Here is a 25,141-nt window from a genome sequence, read left to right on the forward strand (position 1 = left end):
AAGTGACAGTAGACGTCCGTGCGATACTAAACGTCTCCAATTTGCAACACGATTTTCGCCACACGCCCTGTTTGGCTCCGGAATGTAGAATTTTTGAGACACATATCACTTTCCCGAACACGGCCAGCTGCGGCCGCTCCGCCGATGTACTGTTCAAGGCTGAGCGGGCCGAATCGGTTTTGGGTGTCCGACCTTCCGCAGCGATTACCGGAGAACGCCACGCATGGATCAAGACAACGCATCGGAACTCGTCGCTTCTTCCCCCATACACGCCGGCAGCGGCGCATCCGCGTCGATCCCGGCCGTCGCGCCATCCAGAACCGCGCTGCTCGTCATGCATTACCAGACCGACATCCTCGGCCTCTTCCCGTCGGTCGCGGCCGAGCTGCTCTCCAATACGCGCAAGCTATGCGACGCCGCACGAGCGGCCGGCGTCGGCGTCTGGTTCGCGAACCTCCGCTTCAGCCCCGGCTATCCGGAAGTCAGCCCGTTGAACAAGAACGGCCAGGGCATCAAGCAACTCGGCCTGTTCATCGACGACGGCCCGTGTCCCGAACTGGCCCGGCAACCCGACGAACCGCTGATCATCGCCCACCGCGCGAGCGTCTTCTTCGGCACCGATCTGCAGGCGCGGCTGAGCGCACGAGGCGTCGATACGCTGATCATGGTCGGCATCGCGTCGACCGGCGTGATGCTGTCGTCGATCGCTCACGCGAGCGACGCCGATTTCCGCCTCTATACGGTCAAGGATTGCTGCTACGACCCGGACCCGATCGTCCACGAGCATCTGTTCGCCACCGCGTTCGAATCGCGCACGACGGTGCTGTCGCTCGCGGATGCGCTGCGGCTGCTGGCGTAACGGCGGACTCGTGGCACCGCCGTTCGGAACCGTACGCCGGACGCCGCTTACCGAGCCGCCGCGCCCATTCCCGCCAGAATGAGATCGATGCCAGCCAGGAACTGCGCGCGCTCGTCGTGCGCGGCCAATTGCGCCACCACCTTGCGCACGAACGGGTACTGCGCCGGATCGAGCTGCGCCCACCGCCGGGCAACGGCCGCGACGATCTCCGGCTGCCTCGTCTCGCGCGGATGCAGCCGCGCGCCGGCCGCGTACTGGCCGGCCAGCCCGAAGATGTAATGCATCAGTGCGGACGCGCCGTCGAATTGCGCGGATTCCGGCACGCCCAGCGCCTGAAGCTGCCCGCCGACGCGCTCCAGGATCCGCAGCACCGCGTGCTGCCACGGTTCGCGGAACAACTGCGCCCCCACCCACGGATGCGCGCTGAACGCGTCGAACAGACGCAGCGCGATGCGCCGGAGCGCGTGCGCCGCATCGCCGTCATGCTCCGTCGGCACGTCCGTTAGCGCAGCTGCGATCACTTGATCCGCGGCCGCCGCGAGCAGGTCGTCCTTGTCGGCGACGTGCCAGTAGATCGCGCCGCTTCCGGTCGCCAGGTGTGCCGCGAGCGAGCGAAACGTCAGCGCGCCCTCGCCTGCATGGTCGAGTATCCCGATCGCGGCCTCGACGATCCGCTCTTTCGACAACGCATCCGCGCGCCGCTCGGTCCGGTTGCTGGTTTTCATGCGCGTCAGCTTGACACATCTGGAACATCGTTCCAATATCTCGCCAATGGAACACCGTTCCATTACTTTTCCGAAGCGGGCGCGATGCCGGGGGTACCGCGCTCTCGATCACACCGGGCCGCCCTGGCCTGAAACCGAGCCACCGATGAATCCGCCCGTGACCCATGATGTCGTGATTGCCGGAGCCGGCCCTGTCGGCCTGTTTCTCGCATGCGAGCTGCGCCTCGCCGGTGTGTCCGTGCTGGTGGTCGAGCAGACGGACGATTCCGAATCTCCGCTGAAGCGTCTCCCGTTCGGCATGCGCGGCCTGTCCGCGCCGACCATCGACGCGCTCTACCGTCGCGGCCTGCTCGACGGCATCGCATTGCCGGCCCACGCAAAGGACACCGCGCACTGGATGCAGCAAGCACGTCGTCCGGCCGGCCATTTCGCCGGCATCCAGTTCTTCCACGACGACATCGATGCGTCGCGGTGGCCGTATCACCTGCCCGGCCCGGCCGGCACGCACATGGCGACCGACATGGCGCGCGTCGAATCCGTGCTGACCGCCCGTGCGGGCGCAACGGGCGTCGAGATTCGCCGCGGCCTGGCGGTTGAAGGCTTCGATCAGTCGGCCGATGCGGTCACGCTGCGCGTGGGCGGCGAGACTTTCCGCGCACGCTGGCTCGTCGGTTGCGACGGCGGCCGCAGCGCGGTCCGCAAGGCCGGCGGCTTCGCGTTCACCGGCACCGACGCCGAGCTCACCGGTTATTCGATCGAAGCCGGGTTCGCCGATCCGGGCGCGCTGCCGCCGGGCCGTCACTACACGCCGGCGGGCATGTACACGTACACGCCGCCCGGTACCGTCGCGCTGGTGGAGTTCGACGGCGGTGCGTTCCATCGCAGCGGGCCGGTGACGCTCGAGCATGCGCAGGCCGTGCTGCGTCGCGTGTCCGGCGCCAGCGTCACGTTGAACACGCTTCGGCTCGCCGCCACGTGGACCGACCGCGCGTATCAGGCTGCGACGTATCGCAACGGACGCGTGCTGCTCGCAGGCGATGCCGCGCACATCCACTCGCCGCTCGGCGGCCAGGGGCTCAATCTCGGGCTCGGCGATGCGATGAATCTCGGCTGGAAACTTGCCGCGACGATCCGCGGCGACGCGCCGGCGGGCCTGCTCGACAGCTACACGGATGAACGGCATCCGGTGGGCGCGCGCGTGCTCGACTGGTCGCGTGCGCAGGTCGCGCTGATGCGGCCGTCCTCGGGTTCGCGCGCGCTCGCGGCGATCATGCGCGATCTCGTCGATACGCGCGACGGCGCGACGTACTTCGCCGAACGCCTGTGGGGCGTGTCGCTCGCGTACGATCTCGGCGGCGGCCATCCGCTCGTGGGCCGCAGCGTTCCGGATTTCGAACTGACTGATGGCACGCGGCTCGGTGAACGCGCGAGGCGTGGCAAGGGTGTGCTGCTGGAGTTCGATGTCGGCCGGCCACTTCACGCGACGGCAAACCGCTGGCGCGACCGCGTCGCCTATATCGCGAGCGACGCGAAGGACCGGCTCGGATTGCGCGCGGTGCTCGTGCGCCCCGACGGTTTCGTCGCCTGGGCGTGCGATGACGACGTGGACGCGGACATCGACGCCGCCACGCATGCGCTCACACGATGGTTCGGCACGCCGCGCGCGGCAAATTGAGCGCCGCCGCCCGACGCAGGAAGCTGCCGACCGACAAATCTCCATGCGCGCCATCAACGGCACGCCCGACATTCTCGAACGCCCACGCGATCCGCCCTGCCGCAGCCCGGACCACCCGCGACGTGCGCGACATCGCGCACATCGGCCGCGTCCGCCTCACTTCGCGATAAACACCCCCGACGTCGGGCACGTGCCCTGCGTATTGCCATCCGTCACGAGCGACGCCGCGCTCGGAAACTGCGCAGTCGCATTCGTCTTCACGGCGATCCACGCTTCGGTGAAGTAGCTCACGCCGTTCGTCTTCGTGCATTTCAGCGACACCGCGCTGCGCGTGTTGCTGCCGAACGCGCCTTCGAACGCCGACAGCAACTGGTTACGCGTGACCGTCTTGCCCGCGTTCGCCTGCAGGAACGCGTTGAACGACGTGTTGCCCAACCGGCTGATCATGCCCGACGCCTGGTTCCAGTACGCATCGGGCGTCGCCGAATTCGAACAGGTGCCGTGCTTGAACCATTCGTGCTTGTCGAGACACGACGCAACGCCCGGCATGTACGTCGACAGCGTGTCGCGGGTCGCGCTGCTGATCGGGTACGCGTCCATGCTGCACCACTGGTGCGCGTTGTCGAGATCGATATCGTTCTGCGGCACGCCGCAGTAGAACGGCTGGTTGCCGTCATAGCGGTTCGGCCACAGCCCGTGCAGCGACAGGCTCGTCGCCGCATACGAGCCGGCGAGGTTCGTGCATTCCGGCGTGTCGTGCGACGCGCAGAAGCCGGGCTCCCACGATGCGGCGAGCAACAGGTAGTCGTAGCTGGTCTGCGCGGCGGCGTGCAGTGAAACGGAAGCGACGGCGAGTGCGGCAGCGGCGCGGGCGAGCGTCTTGAGCATGGCGTGTTTCCTCGGAAAGGGCTTGCGGGCGCGGGATGCGCCGCAAGGTTGTCGAATGTCTGCTCGCGATTGTTGCTGCCGCAACGTGGCACGAATGTGAAGGTGCACGAAAGAATGCGGGGATCGCTCAGGCGCCGAGCTGCGTGCACGCCCGCGCCGATGCTTGCGGGCCTTCGAGCGCGAGAATCTGCCACACGCCGATGCTGACGCGCCGGCGCGCCGCCGTCGATGCGTCGGCCAGCAACGCCTCGACGCGCGGCGCGGCATCGGGCGCCTTCTGCTTCAGCGCCGCATGGTGCCGCGCGCGCGACGCCGGTTCGGGCTCGTACACGTCGCACAGGCGCACCATGCCGGCGAGGCCGGCCAGAACGTCGTCCTTGTCGATCGCACCCGGCTCGACGGGCGCGAGCCCGTTGCGCTCTTCCGGCGGCAGCCTGTTGCGCGCGCCTTCGTCGATCGCCGTGGCGGAAGCCGGCGGCAGGCCGCCCATCGCCGCGACGATCCGGCTGCCCGCGGCGATCATGTCGCCCTGGCATGCGATCTTCTCGGCGGCCGCGACGTTCGAGCAGAACGACACCGACGTCCGGTACACGTCGTCGCTCATGCGCAGCACTTCGTCCGTGTCCGCCTGCGCGAGGCCCGCGCTCGCCAGCGCCAGCGCGGCCGGAATCAGGATGCGGAACGCCCTCGTCTCGTTCATGGTTGTGTCATCCGTGGGTGCTGATGGCGGACAATCTCGCCGGGCCGTGCGCAAGCGCCCCTTGTGATGCCGGGCCCGCGGCCGGCGCCACGCGTTTCACTTCATCGACGCCGCCTCCGATCCGCCAGGCGACAACGCCGCGCTGTCCTGCTCGCGCCACGCGCGGCGCGACGCCATGATCGCGCTCACCGCCGAGCGCGCGACCTTCCACCATGCGAACGGGCGCGGATCGGCGAGCATGCTGAGCGCGCGCGCATAGTCGAGCGTGAGGCCGGGCGTCCACGCCATCGTCACCGCGCGCTTGCGGATCTGCGCGGCCACCCACAGCTCGGGCGTGAGCAGCAGCCGCACGAACGCGCCCCACCCGGCCCGCTCGCCCTTCAGCCGCCACACCGCACCGTCGAGCGCAGCCTCGAGCGCATTCGACACGGTACTCGAGCAGTTGCGGTGCGTGAGGTTGTACGTCGTGTTCTGCCGGTACGACGACCAGAACGCGTCGAGCTTGGCCGGATCGTAGTTGCGGATGCGCACGCGCACGGTCGACGGGCACCACGCTTTCGACTCGGTCGCATAGTCGGGCTGGAACAGGCCGGGCACGTCGTTCTCGCGCGTCGCACGCAGGATGCGCGTGAATTCGTCCGGAGAACGATCGATTTCGACGCCCGGATACAGGCTGATGTAGATGCCCTCCGGCGATTCCAGCGCCGCATGGCCGGTCGAGATCACGCCGTTGACGTCCACCGCCGCGATGTAGCGGTCGATCACCGGATAGCGCTGCGCTTCGGCCTTCGACGTGCCGGTCGGCGTCCATACGTGCACGGTGAGCGCCCGCTCGCCGTCGGCCGGCGGGCCGTCCCATTCGGATTGCGCGAACTGCGGCAGGCCCTGCGCATCGTCGAGATCCGGCGCGAGCGCCGGCGCGGGCGACGTCGCGAACGCCGGGTTGCGCGTCAGCCGGCGCACGCGTGCGGCGAGGCTCAGCATGTGCATTCCGCCGAACATCAGCAGCAGGCCGAGGCAGTACGGCACGGTGCCCGCGTAGTGCGTCGGGTACGGCTGGAAGAAGAAGATCGCCAGCAGGATCTCGACGACGCCCCACGCGAACGCGACGTGCCAGCGGCGATAGCGCACCATCCACGCGGACGTGCACTGCAGCAGCCCGTCGACGAGAAACAGCGTGCCGAAGATCATCGACAGCAGGAAGTGGCCGTGATGATGGCCGGCGAACACGAGCCCCGCGGCCACCACGACCGCGACGCCCTTCACGTAGCGCAGGATGCGCTGCCCGCCGACCCCGCTGCCGGCCACCGCGAGCGTCGCGAGCCCTTCGATCAGGAACAGCCACGCGAACAGCTCGATCGGGAAATGCAGCGCGCCGTCCAGCGCGTCGATGAAAATGCCGACGCCCGCGGCCACCCACAGCCAGCCGAGCACGGTCAGCCCGCGCCAGCGGGTTCGCAGATATTCGATGCCTAGCAGCAGCAACACCAGTCGTACCATTGCGCCCTCGTTTTTTCGGGATACGCGCGGCCTCGCGTTCCCGGTCGTTTCGGCCGCGCATGGTGCGACGCGCCTGCCGGATGGCGGTCATCGTTGCCGGCGCGTCATGCCGTCGACATGACCGATAGCGGCCGGCACGCGCCGCTCTGGCCGAATAATAAGATATGACGGAGCCGGGAGAAAGCGCCGCGAAAACGTTTTCGACGGGCGCGAACGCACGCGGGCGCCCGCTGCCGCGGCAGACTTCCGGTTCGACAACGTGCGGCGGATACGCGAGAATCCGGCTTCCGAGGGCGAAAGCCACTGAACTGAAGCGAACCGCACGGACGGCGTAGCCGTCGCGACGTGCGCCGCGCGACGGCAGCATCGACCGGAGCACCACCATGCCCGCCTCCCCGCTTCATCCCCCGCCGCTCGGCCCGCAACTCAGGCGCTGGCGCGCGCTGCACCGCGTGAAGCAAAGCCACGCAGCCGAACTGTTCGGCGTCGCGCAATCGACGATCTCGCGCTGGGAGGCCGGCCTTCAGCAGATGTCGCCCGACGAGCGCGCAACGGCCGAACGGCTGCTCGCCGCGCGCCTCGACTCCGCGGGCGATCACGCGCTCGCGCGGCTGATCGCCGGCAGCGCGGGCCGCATGCATCTCGTGTGCGACCTCACGCACCGTCTGCTGGCCAGCTCGCCGGCGCGCGCGGCCGAATTCTCGCAGCCGGTTTCGGCACTGCTCGGCACGTCGCTGTGGCGCTACGCGACACCGGAAATCGTCCGCATGGAAGCCGCGCTCGATCCGCTCGGCTGGCACGACCGCGCGGGGCCGCCGAGCGTCGAGTTCGACACCGGCGCGAATGCGTCGCGCGTCGTGCCGATTCGCGGCAGCCGGTGCCGGTGGACGCGGATGACGCTGTCGGACGGCTCGGCCGTGCGGCTCGTTGAAACGCTCGACGCGCGCTGACGCACGCGCATATTTCATGCGTGGACGAAGCGCGTCCGGCCGGCGTACGCTTGGCGGTTCATCGCAAGGACGCCGATCATGAATCCCGATACGATCCACGCGCGGCTCGCTTTCCTGCGCGAAGCCGAGCGCCTGAAGGACGTGCTGCGCAGCGGCCATACGTCGGCCGGCCGTGCGGAAAGCACGGCCGAGCACAGCTGGCGGCTGTGCCTGATGGCGCTCGTGTTCGCCGACGCGCTGCCCGGCGTCGACGCGCTGAGGCTGCTGAAACTGTGCGTCGTCCACGACCTCGGCGAGGCGCTGCATGGCGACATCCCGGCGATCGAGCAGGCCGCGCACCCCGACAAGAGCACGCACGAACGCGACGACCTGCTGACGCTGACCGCGTCGCTCGACCGCACGATGCGCGACGAGATCGTCGCACTGTGGGACGAATACGAGGCAGCCGCGTCGCCGGAAGCCCGCGCGGCGAAGGCGCTCGACAAGCTCGAAACGATCCTGCAACACAACCAGGGCCGCAATCCGCCCGATTTCGACTACGCGTTCAATCTCGGCTACGGGCGACGCTACACCGACGCGCAACCGCTGTTCAGCGCGATCCGCGCGATCGTCGACGCCGATACGCAACGCCGGATCGACGCGAGCGGCCAGCGCGCGTAAGCTCGCGGGATCGGGCAGCCGGCCGGCCCGCCCCCGCACGAAAGCCGCCGCATGACTCAGAACATCTACGACGACCCCGCCTTCTTCGAAGGCTACAGCCGCCTGAACCGCTCGATTCACGGGCTCGACGGCGCCCCCGAATGGCCGGCGCTGCGCGCGCTGCTGCCGGGCCTGCGCGGCCGCCGCGTGCTCGATCTCGGCTGCGGCTACGGCTGGTTCAGCCGCTGGGCCGCCGACCAGGGCGCGGCGAGCGTGCTCGGCATCGACGTGTCCGAGCGGATGCTCGAACGCGCGGCATCGAGCGCCGCGCATCCGGCGATCGCGTACCGTCGCGCCGACCTCGAAACACTCGCGCTGCCCGATGCCGCGTTCGATCTCGCGTACAGTTCGCTCGCGTTCCACTACATCGTTCACCTCGACACGCTGCTGCGTACGATCCATCGCGCGCTCGTGCCGGGCGGGCGGCTCGTGTTCTCGATCGAGCATCCGATCCATACGGCGCCGCGCCGGCCCGGTTTCGTCGTCGATGCGCAGGGCCGCCGCTCGTGGCCGCTCGACGGCTATCAGCGCGAAGGCGAGCGCGTGACCGACTGGCTCGCGCCGGGCGTCGTCAAGCAGCATCGCACGCTCGGCACGCTCGTGAACCTGCTGATCGGCAGCGGCTTCACGCTCACGCATCTGGACGAATGGGGGCCGACGCCCGAACAGGTCGTCGCACAGCCCGCGCTCGACGAGGAACGCGACCGGCCGATGATGGCGATCGTCGCCGCGCAGCGCTAGCACCGGGCGCCGCACGCGCGGCGGGCCCGTTCCACGAATCGCGACAAACTCGCCGTTTCGCCCGCCCGATGGTGCGGCGTCCACACAATTCAGCACAATTTCCACACGATTTGGCGCGAATTCCTCGCTTACCATGAGCGCCTGATTCGATTCGGCACGCCCGCGCGATGCGTACGCGGAACCCGTTGCGCGCAACACGCCCGGCACGCGACGCCTACCGGATCGTTCCGCCCGGCCGCACGCATCGCCGGCGCCGCTTCATCCTCGCTGCATGCTCATGACCCAGAAGACCCATCGCCGCCGGCGCATCGTGCTGGCCACCCTCGCCGTCGTCGCGATCGCCGCCGGCGTCACGCTGAAGGCCTGCGCGCCCGACAAGCATCCGCAGTACCTGTCCGCGCCGGTCACGCGCGGCAACCTCGAGAACGCGGTGCTCGCGACCGGCGCGCTGCAGGCGTTCAGGCAGGTCGACGTCGGCGCGCAGGTGTCGGGGCAGTTGAAGACGCTGAAGGTCAAGCTCGGCGACAAGGTCACGAAGGGCCAGTGGCTCGCCGAGATCGACCCGGTGATTTCGGAAAACGCGCTGCGCCAGGCGCGCGCCAGCGAAGAAAGCCTGCGCGCGCAGCAGCAGTCGACCGCCGCGCAGCTCACGCAGGCCGAACTCGCGTTTCGCCGCCAGCAGGCGATGCTGCCCGACGACGCGACGTCGCGCGAATCGTTCGAGGCCGCGCGCGCAACGCTGGACGTGCAGCGCGCGACGCTCGCGTCGCTCGCCGCGCAGATCCGTTCGGCCCGCATCCAGATCGAGACCGCGCAAGCCAACCTCGGCTACACGCGCATCGTCGCGCCGATCGACGGGGAAGTCGTCGCGATCGTCACGCAGGAAGGCCAGACCGTGATCGCGCAGCAGCAGGCGCCGGTGATCCTGAAGCTCGCGAATCTCGACACGATGACGGTGAAGGCGCAGGTGTCGGAAGCCGACGTGATCCGCGTGAGCGCCGGCCAGACCGCGTATTTCACGATTCTCGGCGAACCGGACAAGCGCCACTACGGCAAGCTGCGCGCGATCGAACCCGCGCCGCAGAACTACGCGGAAGCGCAGAGCGCGCTCGGCGGCGGGGGTAGCGGCGGCAGCACGAAGCCGAACAGCGCGGTGTTCTACAACGCGCTGTTCGACGTGCCGAATCCCGGGCATCGGCTGCGCATCGCGATGACCGCGCAGGTCAACATCGTGCTCGGCAACGCGCGCAACGCGCTCAGCATTCCGGCCGCCGCGCTCGGCGACAAGCGCAAGGACGGCACCTACGCGGTGCGCGTGCTGCGCGCCGACGGCGGCACGGACACGCGCCACGTGCGCATCGGCATCAACAACAACGTGCGCGTCGAAGTGCTGGCCGGCCTGAAGGACGGCGAACGCGTCGTGATCGGCGAGGCGTCGCCGGACGAGCGCGCGCCGCTGGCGGACGCGGTATGACGATGAGAAGCCAGCCCCTGCTCAAACTCGCCGCCGTCACGCGACGCTTTCCGGCCGGCGACAAGGACGTCGTCGTCCTGAACAACGTGAACCTGTCGATCGACGCGGGCGAGATCGTCGCGATCGTCGGCGCGTCGGGCTCCGGCAAGTCGACGCTGATGAACATCCTCGGCTGCCTCGATCATCCGAGCGAAGGCACGTACACGGTCGGCGGGCGCGACACGCACATGCTCGACAGCGACGAACTCGCGCAACTGCGCCGCGAGCACTTCGGCTTCGTGTTCCAGCGCTATCACCTGCTGCCGCACGTCGACGCGGTCGCGAACCTCGAAATGCCGGCGATCTACGCGGGTACGCCGCGCGCCGAGCGGCACGCCCGCGCCCGCGCGTTGCTCGCGCGCCTCGGGCTCGCGGATCGCGCGCATCACCGGCCCGGGCAACTGTCCGGCGGCCAGCAGCAGCGCGTGAGCATCGCGCGCGCGCTGATGAACGGCGGCCAGGTGATCCTCGCGGACGAACCGACCGGCGCCCTCGACACGAAAAGCGGCCAGGACGTGATCCGGATCCTGCACGAACTGAACGCGCTCGGCCATACGATCGTGATCGTCACGCACGACAAGGCCGTGGCGCGCCATGCGCGGCGCATCATCGAGATCAGTGACGGCGAGATCATCGCCGACCGGCCGAACCGCCACCACGCGGAAGCGCTTGCCGAAGCGCTCGCGGAAGCGCCTGCCGAAGCGCTCGCGGAAGTGGGCGCCGACGCGGCCGCGAGTACGCCGTCCGCGCCCGCCGCTGACGATGCACGGCCGCCCGTCGGCGCCGATTCCGTCGCCAATGCCGATCCCGCGCCACCCGGCCGCCGCTTCGCAGCCGGCACCGGCCGCTTCGCCGAGGCGTGCCGGATGGCGTGGATCGCGCTCGTGTCGCATCGGCTGCGCACGCTGCTGACGATGCTCGGCATCATCATCGGCATCACGTCGGTGGTATCGATCGTCGCGGTCGGCGAAGGCGCGAAGCGCTACATGCTCGAAGAGATCGGCAGCATCGGCACCAACACGATCAACGTCTATCCGGGCACCGACTGGGGCGACAGCCGCGCGGACACGATCCAGACGCTCGTGCCCGCCGACGTCGCCGCGCTCGCGGAGCAGCCGTACGTCGACAGCGCGACGCCCGAAACGTCGCGCACGCTGCTGCTGCGCTACCGCAACATCGACGTCAACGCGCTCGTGAGCGGCGTCGGCGACCGCTACTTCCAGGCGCGCGGGATGCGCTTCGCGCTCGGCGTCGCGTTCGACGACGATGCCGTGCGCCGCCAGGCGCAGGTGGCCGTGATCGATCAGAACACGCGCCGCAAGCTGTTCGGCGCGACGCGCAATCCGGTCGGCGAAGTGATCCTGGTCGACAACGTGCCGTGCGTCGTGATCGGCGTGACCGCCGACAAGAAAAGCGCGTTCGGCAGCGTGAAGAGCCTGAACGTGTGGGTGCCGTACACCACCGCGAGCGGGCGCCTGTTCGGCCAGCGCTATCTCGACAGCATCACCGTGCGCGTGCGCGACGGGCAGCCGAGCGCCGCGGCCGAGAAAAGCCTCGAGAAGCTGATGATCCAGCGCCACGGCCGCAAGGACTTCTTCACGTACAACATGGACAGCGTGGTCAAGACCGTCGAGAAGACCGGCCAGTCGCTGACGCTGCTGCTGTCGCTGATCGCGGTGATCTCGCTCGTGGTCGGCGGGATCGGCGTGATGAACATCATGCTGGTGTCGGTCACCGAGCGCACGCGCGAGATCGGCATCCGGATGGCGGTCGGCGCGCGCCAGTCCGACATCCTGCAGCAGTTCCTCGTCGAGGCCGTGCTCGTATGCCTGCTCGGCGGCACGATCGGCATCGCGCTGTCGTTCGGGCTCGGCGCGCTGTTCTCGATGTTCGTCACGCAGTGGAAGATGGTGTTCTCGGCCGGCGCGATCGTGACCGCGTTCGTGTGCTCGACGCTCACCGGTGTGATTTTCGGGTTCATGCCCGCGCGCAACGCGTCGCGGCTCGACCCGATCGATGCGCTCGCGCGCGACTGACGAAACATGGCCATCATCACGTACGCCTCCCCGCTTCACCGTCTCGGCGCATTCGCGTGCGCGGCCGCGCTGCTCGCCGGCTGCGCGGGTGCGCGCCACACACCGCCGCCGGCCGTCGCGATGCCCGCGAACTGGGCCGCGCCGGTCGCGGCCGACGCGCCGGCCGCCACGCGCGACTGGTGGCGCAGCTTCGGCGATCCGCAACTCGACGCGTTGATCGACGACGCGCTGCGCGCCAACAACGACCTCGCGATCGCGGCGATCCGCGTGTATCGCGCGCAGTTGCAGGCCCGGCTCGTCGATACGAACCTGACGCCCAGCGTGACGCTCGGCGCGAACGGCGCCGTGTCGCGCACGCTCGATACGCACCGGATGAGCCGCTCGAGCGGCCTCAACGGTTCGCTCAGCTACGAAATCGACCTGTGGGGCCGGCTCGCCGCGCTGCGCGATGCCGCGCGCTGGGAAGCCGACGCGACGGCCGCCGATCTGGAAGCCGCGCGGCTGTCGCTGATCGGCACGACCGCGGCGCTGTACTGGCAGATCGGCTATCTGAACCGGCAGATCGCGCTCGGCGACGCGAACATCGCGTATGCGCAACGCACGCTCGCGCTCGTCCGGTCGCAGCACGCGGCCGGCGCCGTGTCGGGGCTCGACCTCGCGCAGGCCGAACAAAGCCTCGCCGCGCAACGCGCGGCGCAGACGCAACTGATCCAGCAGCGCACCGAGAACCGCCACGCGCTCGCGATCCTGTTCGACCGGCCGCCGCAGCAGCGCGCGGCCGAACCGTCGGCGCTGCCCGACGCGGCGCCGCCCGAGGTCGCGGCCGGCCTGCCCGCGAGCCTGCTCGGCCGGCGCCCCGACCTGCGTGCGGCGGAATTCCGGCTGCGCGAGTCGCTCGCGCAGGTCGACGCGACGCGCACGAGCTTCTACCCGACCTTCACGCTGACCGGCAGCGCCGGCACGACGAGCACGAGCCTCGAGCGCGTGCTGACGAATCCGGTCGGCACGCTCGGGCTCGGCCTCGCGCTGCCGTTCATCCAGTGGAACACGATGCAGTTGCAGATCCGGGTGTCGAAGTCGCAGTACGAGGAAGCCGTGGTCGGGTTCCGCCAGCGGCTCTACACGGCGCTCGCGGAAGTCGAGAACGCGCTGTCGGCACGCGTGCAGCTCGAACGCGAAGCCGAACAGCGCGCGCTGTCGCTGGCCCAGGCGCAGCGCGCCGAACGGCTGGCCGCCGCGCGCTTCGCGGCCGGCGCGACCGCCGTGCAGCCGTGGCTCGACCAGCAGCAGGTGCTGAGGAGTGCGCAGAGCGCCGACGAACTGACGCGCCTGAACCGGCTCAACAACCAGATGAAGCTCTACCGCGCGCTCGGCGGCGGAACCTCCTGACCGGCCGTCACCCGTCATCCGTCATACGCCGCGCGCCGCCCGCGTCATTCGCACACGGCCGCCCCGCGCCGCACCGGCGCGAACGCCACCGCGCTCGCGGTCGCGAGCACGGCCACGCCCGCCGCGCCGTACAGCATCACCCAGCCGAAGCCGTGCACGAGCGCCGCATGCAGCGCCGCGCCGCTCGGATCGGCCTGCGCGAGCGCCGGCGCGATCGCCTGCAGCCCGTCGGTGCGGCCCGCTGCGATTTCCTGCGCGAGCCGGCGCAGCGCCGCGTCGCCGATCGCGCCGGCCGGCCCGCCCTGCAGGCTCGCGACGATCCCCGCCACCAGCACGAAGCCCATCGTCGCGATGTTCAGCGCGAGCGAGATCATCCGCGCGCTCATGTCGATGCCCGACGCCATGCCGGCGCGCGCACTCGGCACCGCGCCCGTCGTCGTGTTGGTGACGGGCGTGTTGGTCAGCCCGAGCCCGATGCCGGCGATCATGCAGCCCGGCAGCATCGTCAGCCAGCTTGCGTGAACGGCCGCGCTGCCGAGCCGCATCAGCACGAAACCGGCCGCGATCGAGAACAGGCCGCCCGGAATCACGACGCCAGGCCCGTACCGCAGCGCAAGCCGTTCGCCGAACGGCGGCGCGATCAGCGTCGGCAACGTGTACGCGAGCAACGCGAGGCCGGCCGTCACGCTGTCGTAGCCGAGCGCGACCTGGAACCAGATCGGCAGGTAGATCATGAACGGCCAGAAGCTGAAATTCATCCCCATCGAGCCGAAGATCGCGCCGGTGAACGCGCGGATCCGGAACACCGAAAAGTCGAACATCGGCCGCGCGCTGGCGCGCTCCGCGATGAAGAAACCGATCAGCGCGAGCACGGTCGCGCCGAGCACGCCGAGGCCGGCCGCGCTCGCGAGCCCGAGTTCGGCGCTCTGGGTGATGTAGAAGGCAAGGCCGAGCACCGCGAGCGACAGCGTGACGATGCCCGCGACGTCGAGCGTGCCCGCATGCGGATCGCGCGATTCCCGCACCGCGCCGCCGATCAGCACGAGCGCGACGGCCGCGAGCGGCGCATGAACGAGAAACACCCACGGCCAGCTCGCGAGCGCGACGATCGCGCCGCCGACGATCGGCCCGAAACCGAGCCCGATGCCGAACACGATCCCCCAGATCCCGAATGCGCGGCCGCGCTCGCGCCCTTCGCGGAACTGGTGCGACAGCACGGCGATCTGGCAGATCAGCATCGCGCCGCCGCTCGCGCCCTGCAGCAGCCGGCCCGCGACGAGCACCGGCACGTTCGGCGCGAGCCCGCACAGCAGCGACGTCGCGCCGAACAGCACGGTGCCGATCACGTACACGCGTTTGCGGCCGAACCGGTCCGCGAGCGTGCCGGCCGCCATCAGCACCGTCGTACAGGCGATCGTGTACGCGTTCATGATCCACTGCATGCCGTTGAAATCGCCATGCAGCACGTGTTCGAGCGTCGGCAGGATCACCGGCACGCTCGAGATCTCGAGGCCGAACATCAGCGACGTAAGACAGACGGCCGCGAGCGCGACCGCATTCCTGCGGGAGTCGGATAGCGTCATGCGTATTTGCGCGGCGGCCCGGCGACGGGCCGCGCGCCTCCAGGTCAGTAGGATTCGCCGCGCGCGGCCGGCGACGCACGCTGGGCGGGAATCGGTACTATAGTGAGAATTCGCCTCCCCATTGACGCACGCATTTCCACGCACTGGGGAATTTACGGACCCAATCGACGCAACGCGATGACCGACAGACTCGACGGCGTAACGACCTTCGTCCAGGTGGTGGAATCAGGCAGCTTCGCGCTGGCCGCGGAGCGGCTCGACATGACGCGCTCGGCGGTCGGCAAGGCGATCGCGCGGCTCGAGAAGCGGCTCGGCGCGCGGCTGCTGCAGCGCACGACGCGCAGCCAGAGCCTGACCGACGACGGCCAGGCGTACTACGACCGCTGCGTGCGCGCGCTCGCGGAACTGGAAGCGGCGGAAGCCGATCTCGACTGCGGCCGCCACGAGGCACGCGGCAAGCTGCGGCTGAGCGTGCCGCTCGCATTCGGGCACCACTGCGTGACGCCGATCGTGCTCGATCTCGCGCGCAGCTATCCGCACCTGCGCATCGACGTGTCGATCACCGACCGATTCGTCGATCTCGTCGAGGAAGGGATCGACCTCGCGGTGCGGATCGGCACGCTCGCGGACAGCACGAGCCTCGCGGTACGGCGGCTCGGCACGCAGTACGGCAGCCTCGGCGCGGCGCCGTCGTATCTCGCGCGCCATGGTGTGCCGAAGACGCTCGACGATCTGAAGCACCACCGCACGATCGCGTATTCGCGTTCGGGCGTGGTGCAGCCGTGGGATTTGCGCGCGCCGGACGGCTCGACAGTGCGCATCGACATGCCGCATCAACTGAGTTTCGACGACGTGCAGGCGATCGCCGCGGCCGGCGCGGCCGGGTTCGGGATTGCGTGGGTGCCGAGCTGGCTGCTCGATCAATACGTGAAGCGCGGGGAGATGGTGGTCGTGCTCGATCGCTGCTTCGTCTGCGAAGGCGACATTCACGCGATCTGGCCGAAGACGCGCTACCTGCCGCGCAAGACGCGCTGCGTGATCGACGCGCTCGCGCAGGCGATTCCGCCGATGATCGAGCGCGCGGACGACGCGCGCTGACGCGCATTGAAACCGACGCGTCGCACGGGCGCGCCGGGCCATCTCGCAAGGATCACGCCGCGCCGAGATCGGCGAGCGGATGCGCGAACAGCTTCCACGGCGACGTCAGGAAATGCCGCACGCGTTCGGCGCGCAGCTCGACGAGCGACGCGGGCGCCCAGCGCGGCTTGCGATCCTTGTCGACGAGATGCGCGCGCACGCCTTCGCAGAAATCGCCTTCCTCGATCGCACGCGCGACGATGCCGAGCTCCATCCGGAACGATTCCGCGAGCGTCATCTGCCGGCCGCGCAGCAGCGCCTCGCGCGTCACCGCGAGCATCGTCGGCGAATGGCTCGCGAGCGCGTCGAGCGTCGCCTGCAGCCATTGGCGGTGCTCGCGCGCGAGTTCGTCGCGCGCCAGATCCTGCGTGAGCGTCGCGACGATCCGCTCGACGGTCGAGCGCTTGTCGAAGTGGCGGACGATCCACGGCATCTGGCTGTCGAGCGCCGCATGCGGCACGACGTTGCACGGCGGCTCGAACACCTTGCGCAGCAGCGGCAGCGCGTCGCCGTCCCACTTGACGCTTTCGATGCGCGTCTCGAACGTGTCGAGCCACGCGGACGGCACGCAGAGGTCCGCGAGCTTCGCGGCGAGCGCGTCGGCGCCCGACAGCATCGCGCCGGTCAGCCCCACGTACAGTTCGAGTTCGGCCGGCATGCGCGACAGGAAATGCGTCGCGCCCACGTCGGGCACGAGGCCGATGCGCGTCTCCGGCATCGCGATCTTGCTGCGCTCGGTCGCGACGCGCAGCGCCGCGCCCTGCGCGAGCCCCATGCCGCCGCCCATCGTGATGCCGTCCATCAGCGCGACGACCGGCTTCGGGAACGTGTGGATCGCGTAGTCGAGCCGGTATTCGTCGACGAAGAACGGCAGCCAGGTTTCGCGCTGCGCGACCATCTTGTACAACGCGCGCACGTCGCCGCCCGCGCAGAAGCCCTTCTCCCCCGCGCCGCGCAGCACGACCGCGACGATCCGGTCGTCGCGGCGGCAGCGCTCGAACAGCGCGGCCAGCTCGCCGATCATCGCGTACGACAGCGCATTGAGCGCGGCCGGCCGGTTCAGCGTGATCAGCGCCACGCGGTTCACCACGCGAAACAGCACCTCGGGCGCATGCTCCGCGAATGCATCGTGATTCGTCACCGGCGTGCTCATCGTTGCGGCTCTCCATCGGTGCGCCACTGCGGCGCGCGCTTGCCCAGGAACGCCGCCACGCCTTCGCGCGGATCGGCCGTGTCGAACAAATCGACGAAGCGTTCGCGCTCGACCGCGAGCGCCGCGCCGCGCGGCACGCCGCGGCGCGCGAGGCCGATCAGTTCCTTGCTGTAGGCCACGGCATGCGGGCTTTGCCGCGCGACGTTGCGAGCCAGCACGAGTGCCGCCTCGCGCGCGGCGCCGCTTTCGACCACGTCCTCGACGAGGCCGATCCGCAGTGCGGTGGCCGCATCGACGCGCGCGCCGGTCAGGATGATCTTCTTCGCCCAGCCCTCGCCGACGAGCCAGGGCAGCGTCTGCGTGCCGAGCCCGCACGGCAGCAGCCCGACCGAAGGCTCGGGCAGCGCCATCTGCGCATGCGTCTCCGCGATCCGCAGGTCGCACGCGAGCGCGCATTCGAGGCCGCCGCCCATTGCATAGCCGTTGATCGCCGCGATCGTCACGACGCGTGCGTCGTGCAGCGCCTCGAACGCCGCGCCGAAGCGCGACGCCATCGCACGCGCGACCGCGCGATCGCCGTCGGCGAACGTGTTGAGGTCGGCGCCCGCGCTGAAGAACTTCGGGCCGTCGCCGGTGATCACCAGCGCGCGCACGCGCGGGTCCGCATTCAGTTCGGCGACGGTTTGCTGCAGTTGCCGCAGCCCGTCGGCGGTAAAGGCGTTCGCGGGCGGACGCTTGAGCGTCGCGCACGCGATCGCGCCGTCGTCGACGTAGTCGAGTTCGATCATCACGCGTCCTTCTTCGTGGCCGGTTGGTACAGGCGGATCACCGCCGAGAAATCGAGCTGGCCGTCGCCGCGGCTGCTCATCGTCTGATACAGCTGCTGCGCGAGCGCACCGAGATAGACGGGCTGGCGCGCCTGCTTCGCCGCGTCGTTCGCGAGGCCGAGATCCTTCAGCATCAGGTCGGTGCCGAAGCCGCCCGAGTAGCCGCGCGACGACGGCGCGGTCTCGATCACGCCCGGATACGGGTTGTACGTGTCCGAGCTCCAGCAGCGGCCCGTCGACGTGTTGACGATGCCGGCCAGCACCTTCGGGTCGATGCCGAGCGCGACGCCGAGCGACATCGCCTCCGACACCGCCGCCATCGAGATGCCGAGCACGAGGTTGTTGCAGACCTTCGCGACCTGCCCCATGCCCGTCGCGCCGCAGTGGACGATGTTCTTGCCCATCCCGGCGAGCACCGGTTTCACGCGCTCGAAATCCGCGTCGCTGCCGCCGACCATGAAGGTCAACGTGCCTGCCGCCGCGCCGCCGGTGCCGCCCGACACCGGCGCGTCGACGAACGCGCCGCCGTGCTCGCGCACCAGCGCGCCGAACGCCTGCGCGCTCGCCGGGTCGATCGTGCTCGAATCGATCACCGTCGCGCCCGCGCCGAGGCCGGCCAGCGCGCCGTTCTCGCCGGTGAGCACCGAGCGCACGTGCGGCGCGGCCGGCAGCATCGTGATCACGAACGTCGCGCCCGACGCCGCATCGCGCGGCGACGCGGCCACCTGCGCGCCGGCGTCCTGCAGTGCGCGCAATGCGTCGGCGCTCAGGTCGAACGCGTGCACTTCGTGGCCGGCTTTCAGCAGGTTCAGCGCCATCGGCGCGCCCATGTGGCCGAGGCCGATAAATCCGATTTTCATGGTGGTGTCCTCCGCCGCTCAATGCAGCCGGATCGTCGTGTTCACCGGGCCGGCCGTCGTATCGTCGTCGAACCAGCGCGCGGTGACCGTCTTGGTCTGCGTATAGAACTGCACGACCTGCTTGCCGTACGGGCCGAGATCGCCGAGCTTCGAGCCGCGCGAACCGGTGAAGCTGAAGAACGGCACCGGCACCGGGATCGGAATGTTGATGCCGACCTGGCCGACGTCGATCTCGCTCTGGAACCGGCGCGCGGCCGCGCCGCTCTGCGTGAAGATGCCCACGCCGTTGCCCATCGGATTCGCGTTGACGAGCGCGATCGCCTCGTCGAGCGTGTCGACTTCCATCACGACCAGCACCGGCCCGAAGATTTCATGCGTGTAGATCGTCATGTCGGTCGTCACGCCGGAGAAGATCGTCGGCCCGATGAAGTTGCCTTCCTCGAAACCGGGCACCTTCACGTCGCGGCCGTCGAGTTCGAGCTTCGCGCCTTCCTTGATGCCCATGTCGATCAGCGACAGGATGCGCGCCTTCGCGCCGCGCGACACGACCGGCCCGACGTCGGTGCCCGCTTCCGATCCCGCGTTGACCTTCAGCGTCTTCGCCTTCGCGACGATGTCCGGCAGCCATTCGCGCGCCTTGCCCACCAGCACCGCGACGGACGTCGCCATGCAGCGCTGGCCGGCCGCGCCGAAACCCGCGCCGACGAGCGCGTTGATCGCCTGTTCGCGGTTCGCGTCGGGCAGCACGACCGCGTGGTTCTTCGCGCCCATCATCGACTGCACGCGCTTGCCCTGCGCGCTGCCGAGGTTGTACACGTGCGTGCCGACCGTGGTCGAACCGACGAACGAGATCGCCTTCACGAGTGGATGCGTGCAGATCGCGTCGACGACGTCCTTGCCGCCGTGCACGACGTTCAGCACGCCTTTCGGTATGCCGGCTTGGAGCGCGAGCTCGACGAGCTCCATCGTCGACATCGGGTCCTGCTCCGACGGCTTCAGCACGAACGTGTTGCCGCACACGATCGCCATCGGGAACATCCACAGCGGAATCATCGCGGGGAAATTGAACGGCGTGATGCCCGCGCACACGCCGAGCGGCTGGCGCAGCGTGTAGGTGTCGACGCCGCCCGCGACGTTCTCCGCGAATTCGCCGAGCTGCAGCGTGCCGATCGAGCACGCGTGCTCGACCACTTCGAGGCCGCGGAAGATGTCGCCTTCGGCGTCGGGAATCGTCTTGCCCTGCTCGGCCGTCAGCGTCCTGGCGATGCGCTGCTGGTTCGCGCGCACCAGATCCTGGAACTTCAGCATGATGCGCATGCGCGCGGAAATCGGCGTGCTCTTCCACGTCGCAAACGCGGCGTGCGCGGACTGCACGGCCGCGTCGACTTCCGCGACGGTCGCGAACGGCACGCGCGCGAGCACCTGTTGCGTCGCCGGGTTGACGATGTCGCGCCACTCGCTCGTGGCGGACTCGACGAAGGCGCCGTCGATCAGCAGCTTGACCGTCGGCACGTCTTGCCCCGTACGGGGCGTCGGATTCGCGTTCATCAGTGCAATCTCCTTGCAGTGGGCCGCGACGTAACGGCATGCCGCCGCGCGACCGTTTCAATTCGGCTGCGGGCGGCCGCCGCGGCATGCGGCGCGCACGGCCCGCGGCCGGTCATTTCAGTTCGGCGGCGAAATCTTCTTCCCAGTATTCGCCGGGCATGCGCGCGCTCGCGTCGTCGCCGCGCTCGATCTCGCGGCGGCGCAGCTCGACGCGGCGGATCTTCCCCGAGATCGTCTTCGGCAGCTCCGCGAACTGCAGGCGGCGAATGCGCTTGTACGGCGCGAGCTTCTCGCGCGAGAAGCGAAAGATCTCCAGCGCGAGCGCCGGGCTTTCTTCATAGCCCTCGCGCAGCGTGACGAACGTCTTCGGCACCGACAGCCGCACCGGGTCCGGGCTCGGCACGACGGCCGCTTCCGCGATCGCCGGGTGCTCGATCAGCACGCTCTCCAGCTCGAACGGGCTCAGCCGGTAGTCGGACGACTTGAACACGTCGTCCGCGCGGCCGATGTACACGTAGTAGCCGTCGTCGCGACGCATCGCGATGTCCGACGTGCGGTAGTGGCCGTCGCGCATCGCATGGGCCGTCGCGTCGGGATTGTTCGCGTAGCCCTTCATCAGCCCGACCGGGCGCGCGACGCCATCGCCGATCGGCAGCGCGACCTCGCCTTCGGTCACCGGCGCGCCGTCCGGGTCGAGCAACGCGATCCGGTAGCCGGGCAGCGGCCGGCCCATCGAGCCCGCGACGACCGGCTGGCCCGGCGAGTTGCCGATCAGGCAGGTCGTCTCGGTCTGGCCGTAGCCGTCGCGAATCGTGATGCCCCACGCGTTCTTCACGCGCTCGATGATCTCGGGATTCAGCGGCTCGCCCGCGCCGACGATCTCGCGCAGCTTCACGTCGAACGACGCGAGCGGCTGCTGCACGAGCATGCGCCACACGGTCGGCGGCGCGCACAGCGTGGTCACGCGGTATTTGACGAGCGCATCGAGCACGGCCTTCGGCTCGAAGCGCGCGTAGTTGAATACGAACACGCACGCCTGCGCATTCCACGGCGCGAAAAAGCAGCTCCACGCGTGCTTCGCCCAGCCCGGCGAGCTGATGTTCCAGTGGATGTCGCCGGGCTGCAGGCCGACCCAGTACATCGTCGACAGGTGCCCGACCGGATAGGTGCGGTGCGTATGCTCGACGAGCTTCGGCTTCGACGTCGTACCCGACGTGAAGTACAGCAGCATCGGATCGTTCGCGTGCGTGACGGCGTCCGGCTCGAACGCGGCGCTCGCCGCATAGCCGTCGTTCATCGCGAGCCAGCCTTCGCGCGGCGCGCCGGCGACGATCTTCTGCTCGAGGCCGAGGCCGGCCTGCTCGAACTTCGCGGTTTCGTTCTCGTCGACGATCGCGTAGGTCGCGCCGCCGATCTGCACGCGGTCGCGCACGTCGTCGGGCGACAGTTGCGTGGTGGCGGGCAGCACGATCGCGCCGAGCTTCATCGCCGCGAGCATCGCGTCCCACAGCTCGACACGGTTCGGCAGCATCAGCAGAATGCGGTCGCCGCGCCCGACGCCGATCGAGCGCAGCCAGTTCGCGATCCGCGACGAACGCTCGGACATCTGCGCGAACGAATACGGGTCGCCCGTGCCGGTTGCCGCATCGACGATCCACAGCGCGGGCTGGTCGTTGCCGCGCGCCATCGGGTCGAAATAGTCGAGCGCCCAGTTGAACGCGTCGAGCACCGGCCATGCGAAATCGCGATACGCGGTGTCGTAGTCGGTGCGATGGCGCAGCAGAAAGTCGCGTGCGTCGAGGAATGCCTGTACCGTCATGTGTCGTCTCCGTCCAGTCTCCATGCCCAGCGGTCAACCGGCGCAGGTGCTGCAGCACCTGCCCGGTTCCGTGTCGCCCGGCGCACGGTCACGTCGCTGCGTGCCGCGTTTGCCGCGCTGCCCTCGTGCCTGCGTTGTATGCCTGCTCGTTCGACCGTTTGTTCGACTGCGTGATGCCGGATGGGCGCGCGCCGCGACTCACAGCTGCCGCGCGATCACCATCCGCTGCACTTCGCTGGTGCCTTCGTAAATCTGCGTGATGCGCGCGTCGCGATAGTGGCGCTCGACTTCGTAATCGGCGAGATAACCGTAGCCGCCGTGGATCTGGATCGCATCCGAGCACACGCGCTCGGCCATCTCGGACGCGAACAGCTTCGCCTGCGACGCTTCGGACAGGCACGGCAGCCCGGCCGTGCGCAGCTTCGCCGCGTGATGCACGAGCAGGCGCGCGGCGTTGATCTGCACGGCCATGTCGGCGAGCTTCTGCTGGATCGCCTGGTGCTCGGCGATCGGCTTGCCGAACTGCACGCGCTCGCCCGCATAGCGGCGCGCCTTGTCGAACGCGGCGCGCGCGATGCCGAGCGCCTGCGCGGCGATGCCGATCCGGCCGCCTTCGAGGTTCGACAACGCGATCTTCAGCCCTTCGCCGCGATTGCCGAGCAGGTTCTCTTCGGGAATCGCGCAGTTCTCGAACGTGATCGGGCACGTATCCGACGCGCGGATGCCCATCTTCTTCTCGGGCTTGCCGACGATGAAGCCCGGCGTGTCGGTCGGCACCAGGAACGCGGAAATGCCGCGCTTGCCCGCTTCCGGATCGGTCATGGCAAAAACGATCGCCACGCCCGCGCGCTGGCCGTTGGTGACGAACTGCTTCGCGCCGTTCAGCACCCATTTGCCGTCACGCAATTCGGCCCGCGTGCGCAGGTTGTTCGCCTCGGAGCCCGCCTGCGGCTCGGTCAGGCAGAATGCGCCGATCACGCGGCCGGCCGCCATGTCGGCCAGCCAGCGATCCTTCTGCGCGGGCGTGCCGAAGCCGAGGATCGGCCCGCAGCCGACCGAGTTGTGCACGCTCATCATCGTCGCGCACGCGGCGTCGCCGGCCGCGACTTCCTCCATCGCCAGCGCATAGGCGACGTAGTCCGTATACGAGCCGCCCAGTTCCTGCGGCACGATCATCCCGAGCAGCCCGAGCTCGCCGAGCTGCGCGACGATCGCGTCGGGCAGGTGCGCGTCGTGGTCCCACTGCGCCGCGTTCGGCGCCAGCCTCTCGGTGGCGAACGCGCGCGCGGCGTCGCGGATCATCCGCTGGTCTTCGGTGTAAAGCTCGTCCATGGTGCTGCTGTCTCCCGCGGCCGCCGGGCGCGACCGTCCTTGCGTTTCGATGCAACAAGTGTAGGCAAGCACGCGCGACTGTTCGATGCTCGCGCCGCTCATTTACACTGAGCGTTTTTGCCATACCGGCGACACCGATGAAGCAGGAAGACAAGGGAACCGTCGCGATCAGCCTCGTCGCGTACAGCGTCGCGCTGGCCGCGCGGCGCGGCGTCGCGGCCGAGCCGCTGCTCGCGCAGGCCGGCATCGCCCCGGCGCTGCTCGGTCAGCCGCGCGCACGCGTGTCCGCGCAGCAATACGGCGCGCTGTGGAACGCGATCGCCCGCACGCTCGACGACGAGTTCTTCGGGCAGGACAGCCACCCGATGCGCAGCGGCAGCTTCATCGCGATGAGCCAGGCGGCGCTATCCGCGCGCGACGGGCTGCACGCGATGGCGCGCGCGGTGAACTTCATGCACTGCGTGCTCGACGACCTGCACGCGGAGCTCGACGCGAACCCGCAGCGCGTGCGGCTGCGCTTCGTGCACCGCAACAACGGCGCGACGCCCGCGATGTTCACGTACGCGACCTATTTCATCATCGTGTACGGGCTCACCTGCTGGCTGATCGGGCGGCGCATCCCGCTGCTGCATGCGAGCTTCCGCTGCGACACGCCGCCCGCCGACCACGAATACCCGTCGATGTTCTGCGACGACATGCGCTTCAACGAGCCCGATTCGTATGTCGATTTCGATCCCGAATTCGCGACGCTGCCGGTCGTGCAGAACGCGAAGACGCTGAAAACGTTTCTGCGCAACGCGCCGGCCAGCTTCATCGTCAAGTACCGCAACCCGAACGCGCTCGCGCAGCGCGTGCGCGCGGTGCTGCGCGGAATGCCGCCGGCCGCGTGGCCGGGCGCGGGCGGGATGGCCGCGCGGCTGCACGTGGCCGAGGCCACGCTGCGCCGCAAGCTGCACCAGGAAGGTCACGCGTACCAGTCGATCAAGGACACGCTGCGGCGCGATCTCGCGTTCGAGGCGCTGGCCGACCCCGCCCGCACGATCGCGGACGTCGCGGCCGCGACCGGGTTCGCGGAGCCGAGCGCGTTCTACCGCGCGTTCCGCAAATGGAGCGGGCGCAGCCCGGCCGACTATCGCGACGAAGTGCTCGCGCGCGGCGGCGGCGCAAGCTGACGCCGGCCGGTGCGGCCGCAACTTCGCGCTTTCGG

Annotated in this window: 21 protein-coding genes; 10 read left to right on the top strand and 11 right to left on the bottom strand. The window is 69.3% G+C overall.

The window, feature by feature from the left end:
* Nucleotides 1-223: 223 nt before the first annotated feature.
* Nucleotides 224-859, top strand: a complete 636-nt coding sequence (locus CFB35_RS25235; RefSeq protein ID WP_059584546.1) for an isochorismatase family cysteine hydrolase — start codon at nt 224-226, stop codon at nt 857-859.
* A gap of 47 nt (nt 860-906) precedes the next feature.
* Here the strand turns inward: CFB35_RS25235 and CFB35_RS25240 are convergent, their stop codons facing one another.
* The gene (locus CFB35_RS25240; RefSeq protein WP_179231786.1) at nt 907-1,584 is read right to left on the bottom strand and encodes a TetR/AcrR family transcriptional regulator; all 678 of its coding nucleotides are present in this window, start codon (nt 1,582-1,584) and stop codon (nt 907-909) included.
* Between the two features lie 145 nt (nt 1,585-1,729).
* Between CFB35_RS25240 and CFB35_RS25245 the strand changes: the two genes are divergently transcribed.
* Nucleotides 1,730-3,259 carry an FAD-dependent monooxygenase gene (locus CFB35_RS25245; RefSeq protein WP_059584544.1) on the top strand — a complete coding sequence of 510 codons (1,530 nt, stop codon included), beginning with the start codon at nt 1,730-1,732 and terminating at the stop codon, nt 3,257-3,259.
* Between the two features lie 156 nt (nt 3,260-3,415).
* Here the strand turns inward: CFB35_RS25245 and CFB35_RS25250 are convergent, their stop codons facing one another.
* The 3 genes from CFB35_RS25250 to CFB35_RS25260 all read right to left on the bottom strand — a co-directional run bounded on the left by CFB35_RS25250 (nt 3,416) and on the right by CFB35_RS25260 (nt 6,347).
* On the bottom strand, nt 3,416-4,147 hold the full coding sequence (locus CFB35_RS25250) for a ribonuclease T2 (protein ID WP_059584543.1): 732 nt from the start codon (nt 4,145-4,147) through the stop codon (nt 3,416-3,418).
* A 127-nt stretch (nt 4,148-4,274) separates the two neighbouring features.
* Entirely contained in the window at nt 4,275-4,847 is a 573-nt protein-coding gene (locus CFB35_RS25255) for a hypothetical protein (protein ID WP_059584541.1), read from the bottom strand.
* A 96-nt stretch (nt 4,848-4,943) separates the two neighbouring features.
* Nucleotides 4,944-6,347 carry an HdeD family acid-resistance protein gene (locus CFB35_RS25260; RefSeq protein ID WP_059584539.1) on the bottom strand — a complete coding sequence of 468 codons (1,404 nt, stop codon included), beginning with the start codon at nt 6,345-6,347 and terminating at the stop codon, nt 4,944-4,946.
* 383 nt (nt 6,348-6,730) lie between these two features.
* On the opposite strand from CFB35_RS25260, the gene CFB35_RS25265 reads away from it, so the two are divergent.
* The 6 genes from CFB35_RS25265 (at nt 6,731) to CFB35_RS25290 (ending at nt 13,675) form a co-directional block, all read left to right on the top strand.
* The gene (locus CFB35_RS25265; RefSeq protein WP_059584538.1) at nt 6,731-7,297 is read left to right on the top strand and encodes a helix-turn-helix transcriptional regulator; all 567 of its coding nucleotides are present in this window, start codon (nt 6,731-6,733) and stop codon (nt 7,295-7,297) included.
* Between the two features lie 78 nt (nt 7,298-7,375).
* Nucleotides 7,376-7,957, top strand: a complete 582-nt coding sequence (locus CFB35_RS25270) for an HD family hydrolase (RefSeq protein ID WP_059584536.1) — start codon at nt 7,376-7,378, stop codon at nt 7,955-7,957.
* Between the two features lie 51 nt (nt 7,958-8,008).
* The gene (locus tag CFB35_RS25275) at nt 8,009-8,737 is read left to right on the top strand and encodes a bifunctional 2-polyprenyl-6-hydroxyphenol methylase/3-demethylubiquinol 3-O-methyltransferase UbiG (protein ID WP_059584534.1); all 729 of its coding nucleotides are present in this window, start codon (nt 8,009-8,011) and stop codon (nt 8,735-8,737) included.
* 277 nt (nt 8,738-9,014) lie between these two features.
* Nucleotides 9,015-10,211 carry an efflux RND transporter periplasmic adaptor subunit gene (locus CFB35_RS25280; protein WP_059585095.1) on the top strand — a complete coding sequence of 399 codons (1,197 nt, stop codon included), beginning with the start codon at nt 9,015-9,017 and terminating at the stop codon, nt 10,209-10,211.
* Complete coding sequence (locus tag CFB35_RS25285; RefSeq protein WP_179231787.1) at nt 10,208-12,286, top strand: MacB family efflux pump subunit; 2,079 nt, start codon at nt 10,208-10,210, stop codon at nt 12,284-12,286. The genes CFB35_RS25280 and CFB35_RS25285 overlap by 4 nt, the downstream gene beginning before the upstream one ends.
* Nucleotides 12,287-12,292: 6 nt before the next feature.
* Nucleotides 12,293-13,675 carry an efflux transporter outer membrane subunit gene (locus tag CFB35_RS25290; RefSeq protein WP_089465711.1) on the top strand — a complete coding sequence of 461 codons (1,383 nt, stop codon included), beginning with the start codon at nt 12,293-12,295 and terminating at the stop codon, nt 13,673-13,675.
* A gap of 44 nt (nt 13,676-13,719) precedes the next feature.
* On the opposite strand, the gene CFB35_RS25295 is transcribed toward CFB35_RS25290, so the two are convergent.
* Entirely contained in the window at nt 13,720-15,258 is a 1,539-nt protein-coding gene (locus tag CFB35_RS25295; RefSeq protein ID WP_089465712.1) for an MFS transporter, read from the bottom strand.
* Between the two features lie 177 nt (nt 15,259-15,435).
* Here CFB35_RS25295 and CFB35_RS25300 point away from each other — a divergent pair, with 177 nt between their 5' ends.
* A complete protein-coding gene (locus CFB35_RS25300; protein WP_089465713.1) occupies nt 15,436-16,356 on the top strand; it encodes a LysR family transcriptional regulator in 921 nt (306 codons plus the stop codon).
* A gap of 52 nt (nt 16,357-16,408) precedes the next feature.
* On the opposite strand, the gene CFB35_RS25305 is transcribed toward CFB35_RS25300, so the two are convergent.
* The 6 genes from CFB35_RS25305 to CFB35_RS25330 form a co-directional block, all read right to left on the bottom strand.
* Entirely contained in the window at nt 16,409-17,548 is a 1,140-nt protein-coding gene (locus CFB35_RS25305; RefSeq protein WP_089465714.1) for an enoyl-CoA hydratase/isomerase family protein, read from the bottom strand.
* Nucleotides 17,545-18,336, bottom strand: coding sequence for an enoyl-CoA hydratase (locus CFB35_RS25310; RefSeq protein ID WP_059584526.1), 792 nt, complete (start codon nt 18,334-18,336; stop codon nt 17,545-17,547). The genes CFB35_RS25305 and CFB35_RS25310 overlap by 4 nt, the downstream gene beginning before the upstream one ends.
* Nucleotides 18,336-19,235, bottom strand: a complete 900-nt coding sequence (gene mmsB / locus CFB35_RS25315) for a 3-hydroxyisobutyrate dehydrogenase (RefSeq protein ID WP_059584524.1) — start codon at nt 19,233-19,235, stop codon at nt 18,336-18,338. The genes CFB35_RS25310 and mmsB overlap by 1 nt, the downstream gene beginning before the upstream one ends.
* 18 nt (nt 19,236-19,253) lie before the next feature.
* On the bottom strand, nt 19,254-20,783 hold the full coding sequence (locus CFB35_RS25320) for a CoA-acylating methylmalonate-semialdehyde dehydrogenase (protein ID WP_059584523.1): 1,530 nt from the start codon (nt 20,781-20,783) through the stop codon (nt 19,254-19,256).
* Nucleotides 20,784-20,895: 112 nt separating this feature from the next.
* Nucleotides 20,896-22,602 (bottom strand): AMP-binding protein, encoded by a 1,707-nt coding sequence (locus tag CFB35_RS25325; RefSeq protein WP_059584521.1) that lies wholly within the window; start codon nt 22,600-22,602, stop codon nt 20,896-20,898.
* A 198-nt stretch (nt 22,603-22,800) separates the two neighbouring features.
* Nucleotides 22,801-23,934, bottom strand: a complete 1,134-nt coding sequence (locus CFB35_RS25330) for an acyl-CoA dehydrogenase family protein (RefSeq protein WP_059584519.1) — start codon at nt 23,932-23,934, stop codon at nt 22,801-22,803.
* 137 nt (nt 23,935-24,071) lie between these two features.
* Here CFB35_RS25330 and CFB35_RS25335 point away from each other — a divergent pair, with 137 nt between their 5' ends.
* Nucleotides 24,072-25,106, top strand: coding sequence for an AraC family transcriptional regulator (locus tag CFB35_RS25335; RefSeq protein WP_060011855.1), 1,035 nt, complete (start codon nt 24,072-24,074; stop codon nt 25,104-25,106).
* Nucleotides 25,107-25,141: the final 35 nt, after the last annotated feature.

It is taken from the genome of Burkholderia sp. AU16482 (assembly GCF_002223285.1).
Taxonomy (GTDB): domain Bacteria; phylum Pseudomonadota; class Gammaproteobacteria; order Burkholderiales; family Burkholderiaceae; genus Burkholderia; species Burkholderia semiarida.

What these genes read in the sequence shown, in the direction of transcription:
- CFB35_RS25290 (WP_089465711.1), top strand. Translation starts at nt 12,293, where the DNA reads ATGGCCATCATCACGTACGCCTCCCCGCTTCACCGTCTCGGCGCATTC.
- CFB35_RS25250 (WP_059584543.1), bottom strand. Translation starts at nt 4,147, where the DNA reads ATGCTCAAGACGCTCGCCCGCGCCGCTGCCGCACTCGCCGTCGCTTCC.
- CFB35_RS25330 (WP_059584519.1), bottom strand. Translation starts at nt 23,934, where the DNA reads ATGGACGAGCTTTACACCGAAGACCAGCGGATGATCCGCGACGCCGCG.
- CFB35_RS25235 (WP_059584546.1), top strand. Translation starts at nt 224, where the DNA reads ATGGATCAAGACAACGCATCGGAACTCGTCGCTTCTTCCCCCATACAC.
- CFB35_RS25335 (WP_060011855.1), top strand. Translation starts at nt 24,072, where the DNA reads ATGAAGCAGGAAGACAAGGGAACCGTCGCGATCAGCCTCGTCGCGTAC.
- CFB35_RS25285 (WP_179231787.1), top strand. Translation starts at nt 10,208, where the DNA reads ATGACGATGAGAAGCCAGCCCCTGCTCAAACTCGCCGCCGTCACGCGA.
- CFB35_RS25305 (WP_089465714.1), bottom strand. Translation starts at nt 17,548, where the DNA reads ATGAGCACGCCGGTGACGAATCACGATGCATTCGCGGAGCATGCGCCC.
- CFB35_RS25245 (WP_059584544.1), top strand. Translation starts at nt 1,730, where the DNA reads ATGAATCCGCCCGTGACCCATGATGTCGTGATTGCCGGAGCCGGCCCT.
- mmsB (WP_059584524.1), bottom strand. Translation starts at nt 19,235, where the DNA reads ATGAAAATCGGATTTATCGGCCTCGGCCACATGGGCGCGCCGATGGCG.
- CFB35_RS25280 (WP_059585095.1), top strand. Translation starts at nt 9,015, where the DNA reads ATGACCCAGAAGACCCATCGCCGCCGGCGCATCGTGCTGGCCACCCTC.
- CFB35_RS25275 (WP_059584534.1), top strand. Translation starts at nt 8,009, where the DNA reads ATGACTCAGAACATCTACGACGACCCCGCCTTCTTCGAAGGCTACAGC.
- CFB35_RS25270 (WP_059584536.1), top strand. Translation starts at nt 7,376, where the DNA reads ATGAATCCCGATACGATCCACGCGCGGCTCGCTTTCCTGCGCGAAGCC.
- CFB35_RS25300 (WP_089465713.1), top strand. Translation starts at nt 15,436, where the DNA reads ATGACCGACAGACTCGACGGCGTAACGACCTTCGTCCAGGTGGTGGAA.
- CFB35_RS25320 (WP_059584523.1), bottom strand. Translation starts at nt 20,783, where the DNA reads ATGAACGCGAATCCGACGCCCCGTACGGGGCAAGACGTGCCGACGGTC.
- CFB35_RS25260 (WP_059584539.1), bottom strand. Translation starts at nt 6,347, where the DNA reads ATGGTACGACTGGTGTTGCTGCTGCTAGGCATCGAATATCTGCGAACC.
- CFB35_RS25240 (WP_179231786.1), bottom strand. Translation starts at nt 1,584, where the DNA reads ATGAAAACCAGCAACCGGACCGAGCGGCGCGCGGATGCGTTGTCGAAA.
- CFB35_RS25310 (WP_059584526.1), bottom strand. Translation starts at nt 18,336, where the DNA reads ATGATCGAACTCGACTACGTCGACGACGGCGCGATCGCGTGCGCGACG.
- CFB35_RS25295 (WP_089465712.1), bottom strand. Translation starts at nt 15,258, where the DNA reads ATGACGCTATCCGACTCCCGCAGGAATGCGGTCGCGCTCGCGGCCGTC.
- CFB35_RS25255 (WP_059584541.1), bottom strand. Translation starts at nt 4,847, where the DNA reads ATGAACGAGACGAGGGCGTTCCGCATCCTGATTCCGGCCGCGCTGGCG.
- CFB35_RS25325 (WP_059584521.1), bottom strand. Translation starts at nt 22,602, where the DNA reads ATGACGGTACAGGCATTCCTCGACGCACGCGACTTTCTGCTGCGCCAT.
- CFB35_RS25265 (WP_059584538.1), top strand. Translation starts at nt 6,731, where the DNA reads ATGCCCGCCTCCCCGCTTCATCCCCCGCCGCTCGGCCCGCAACTCAGG.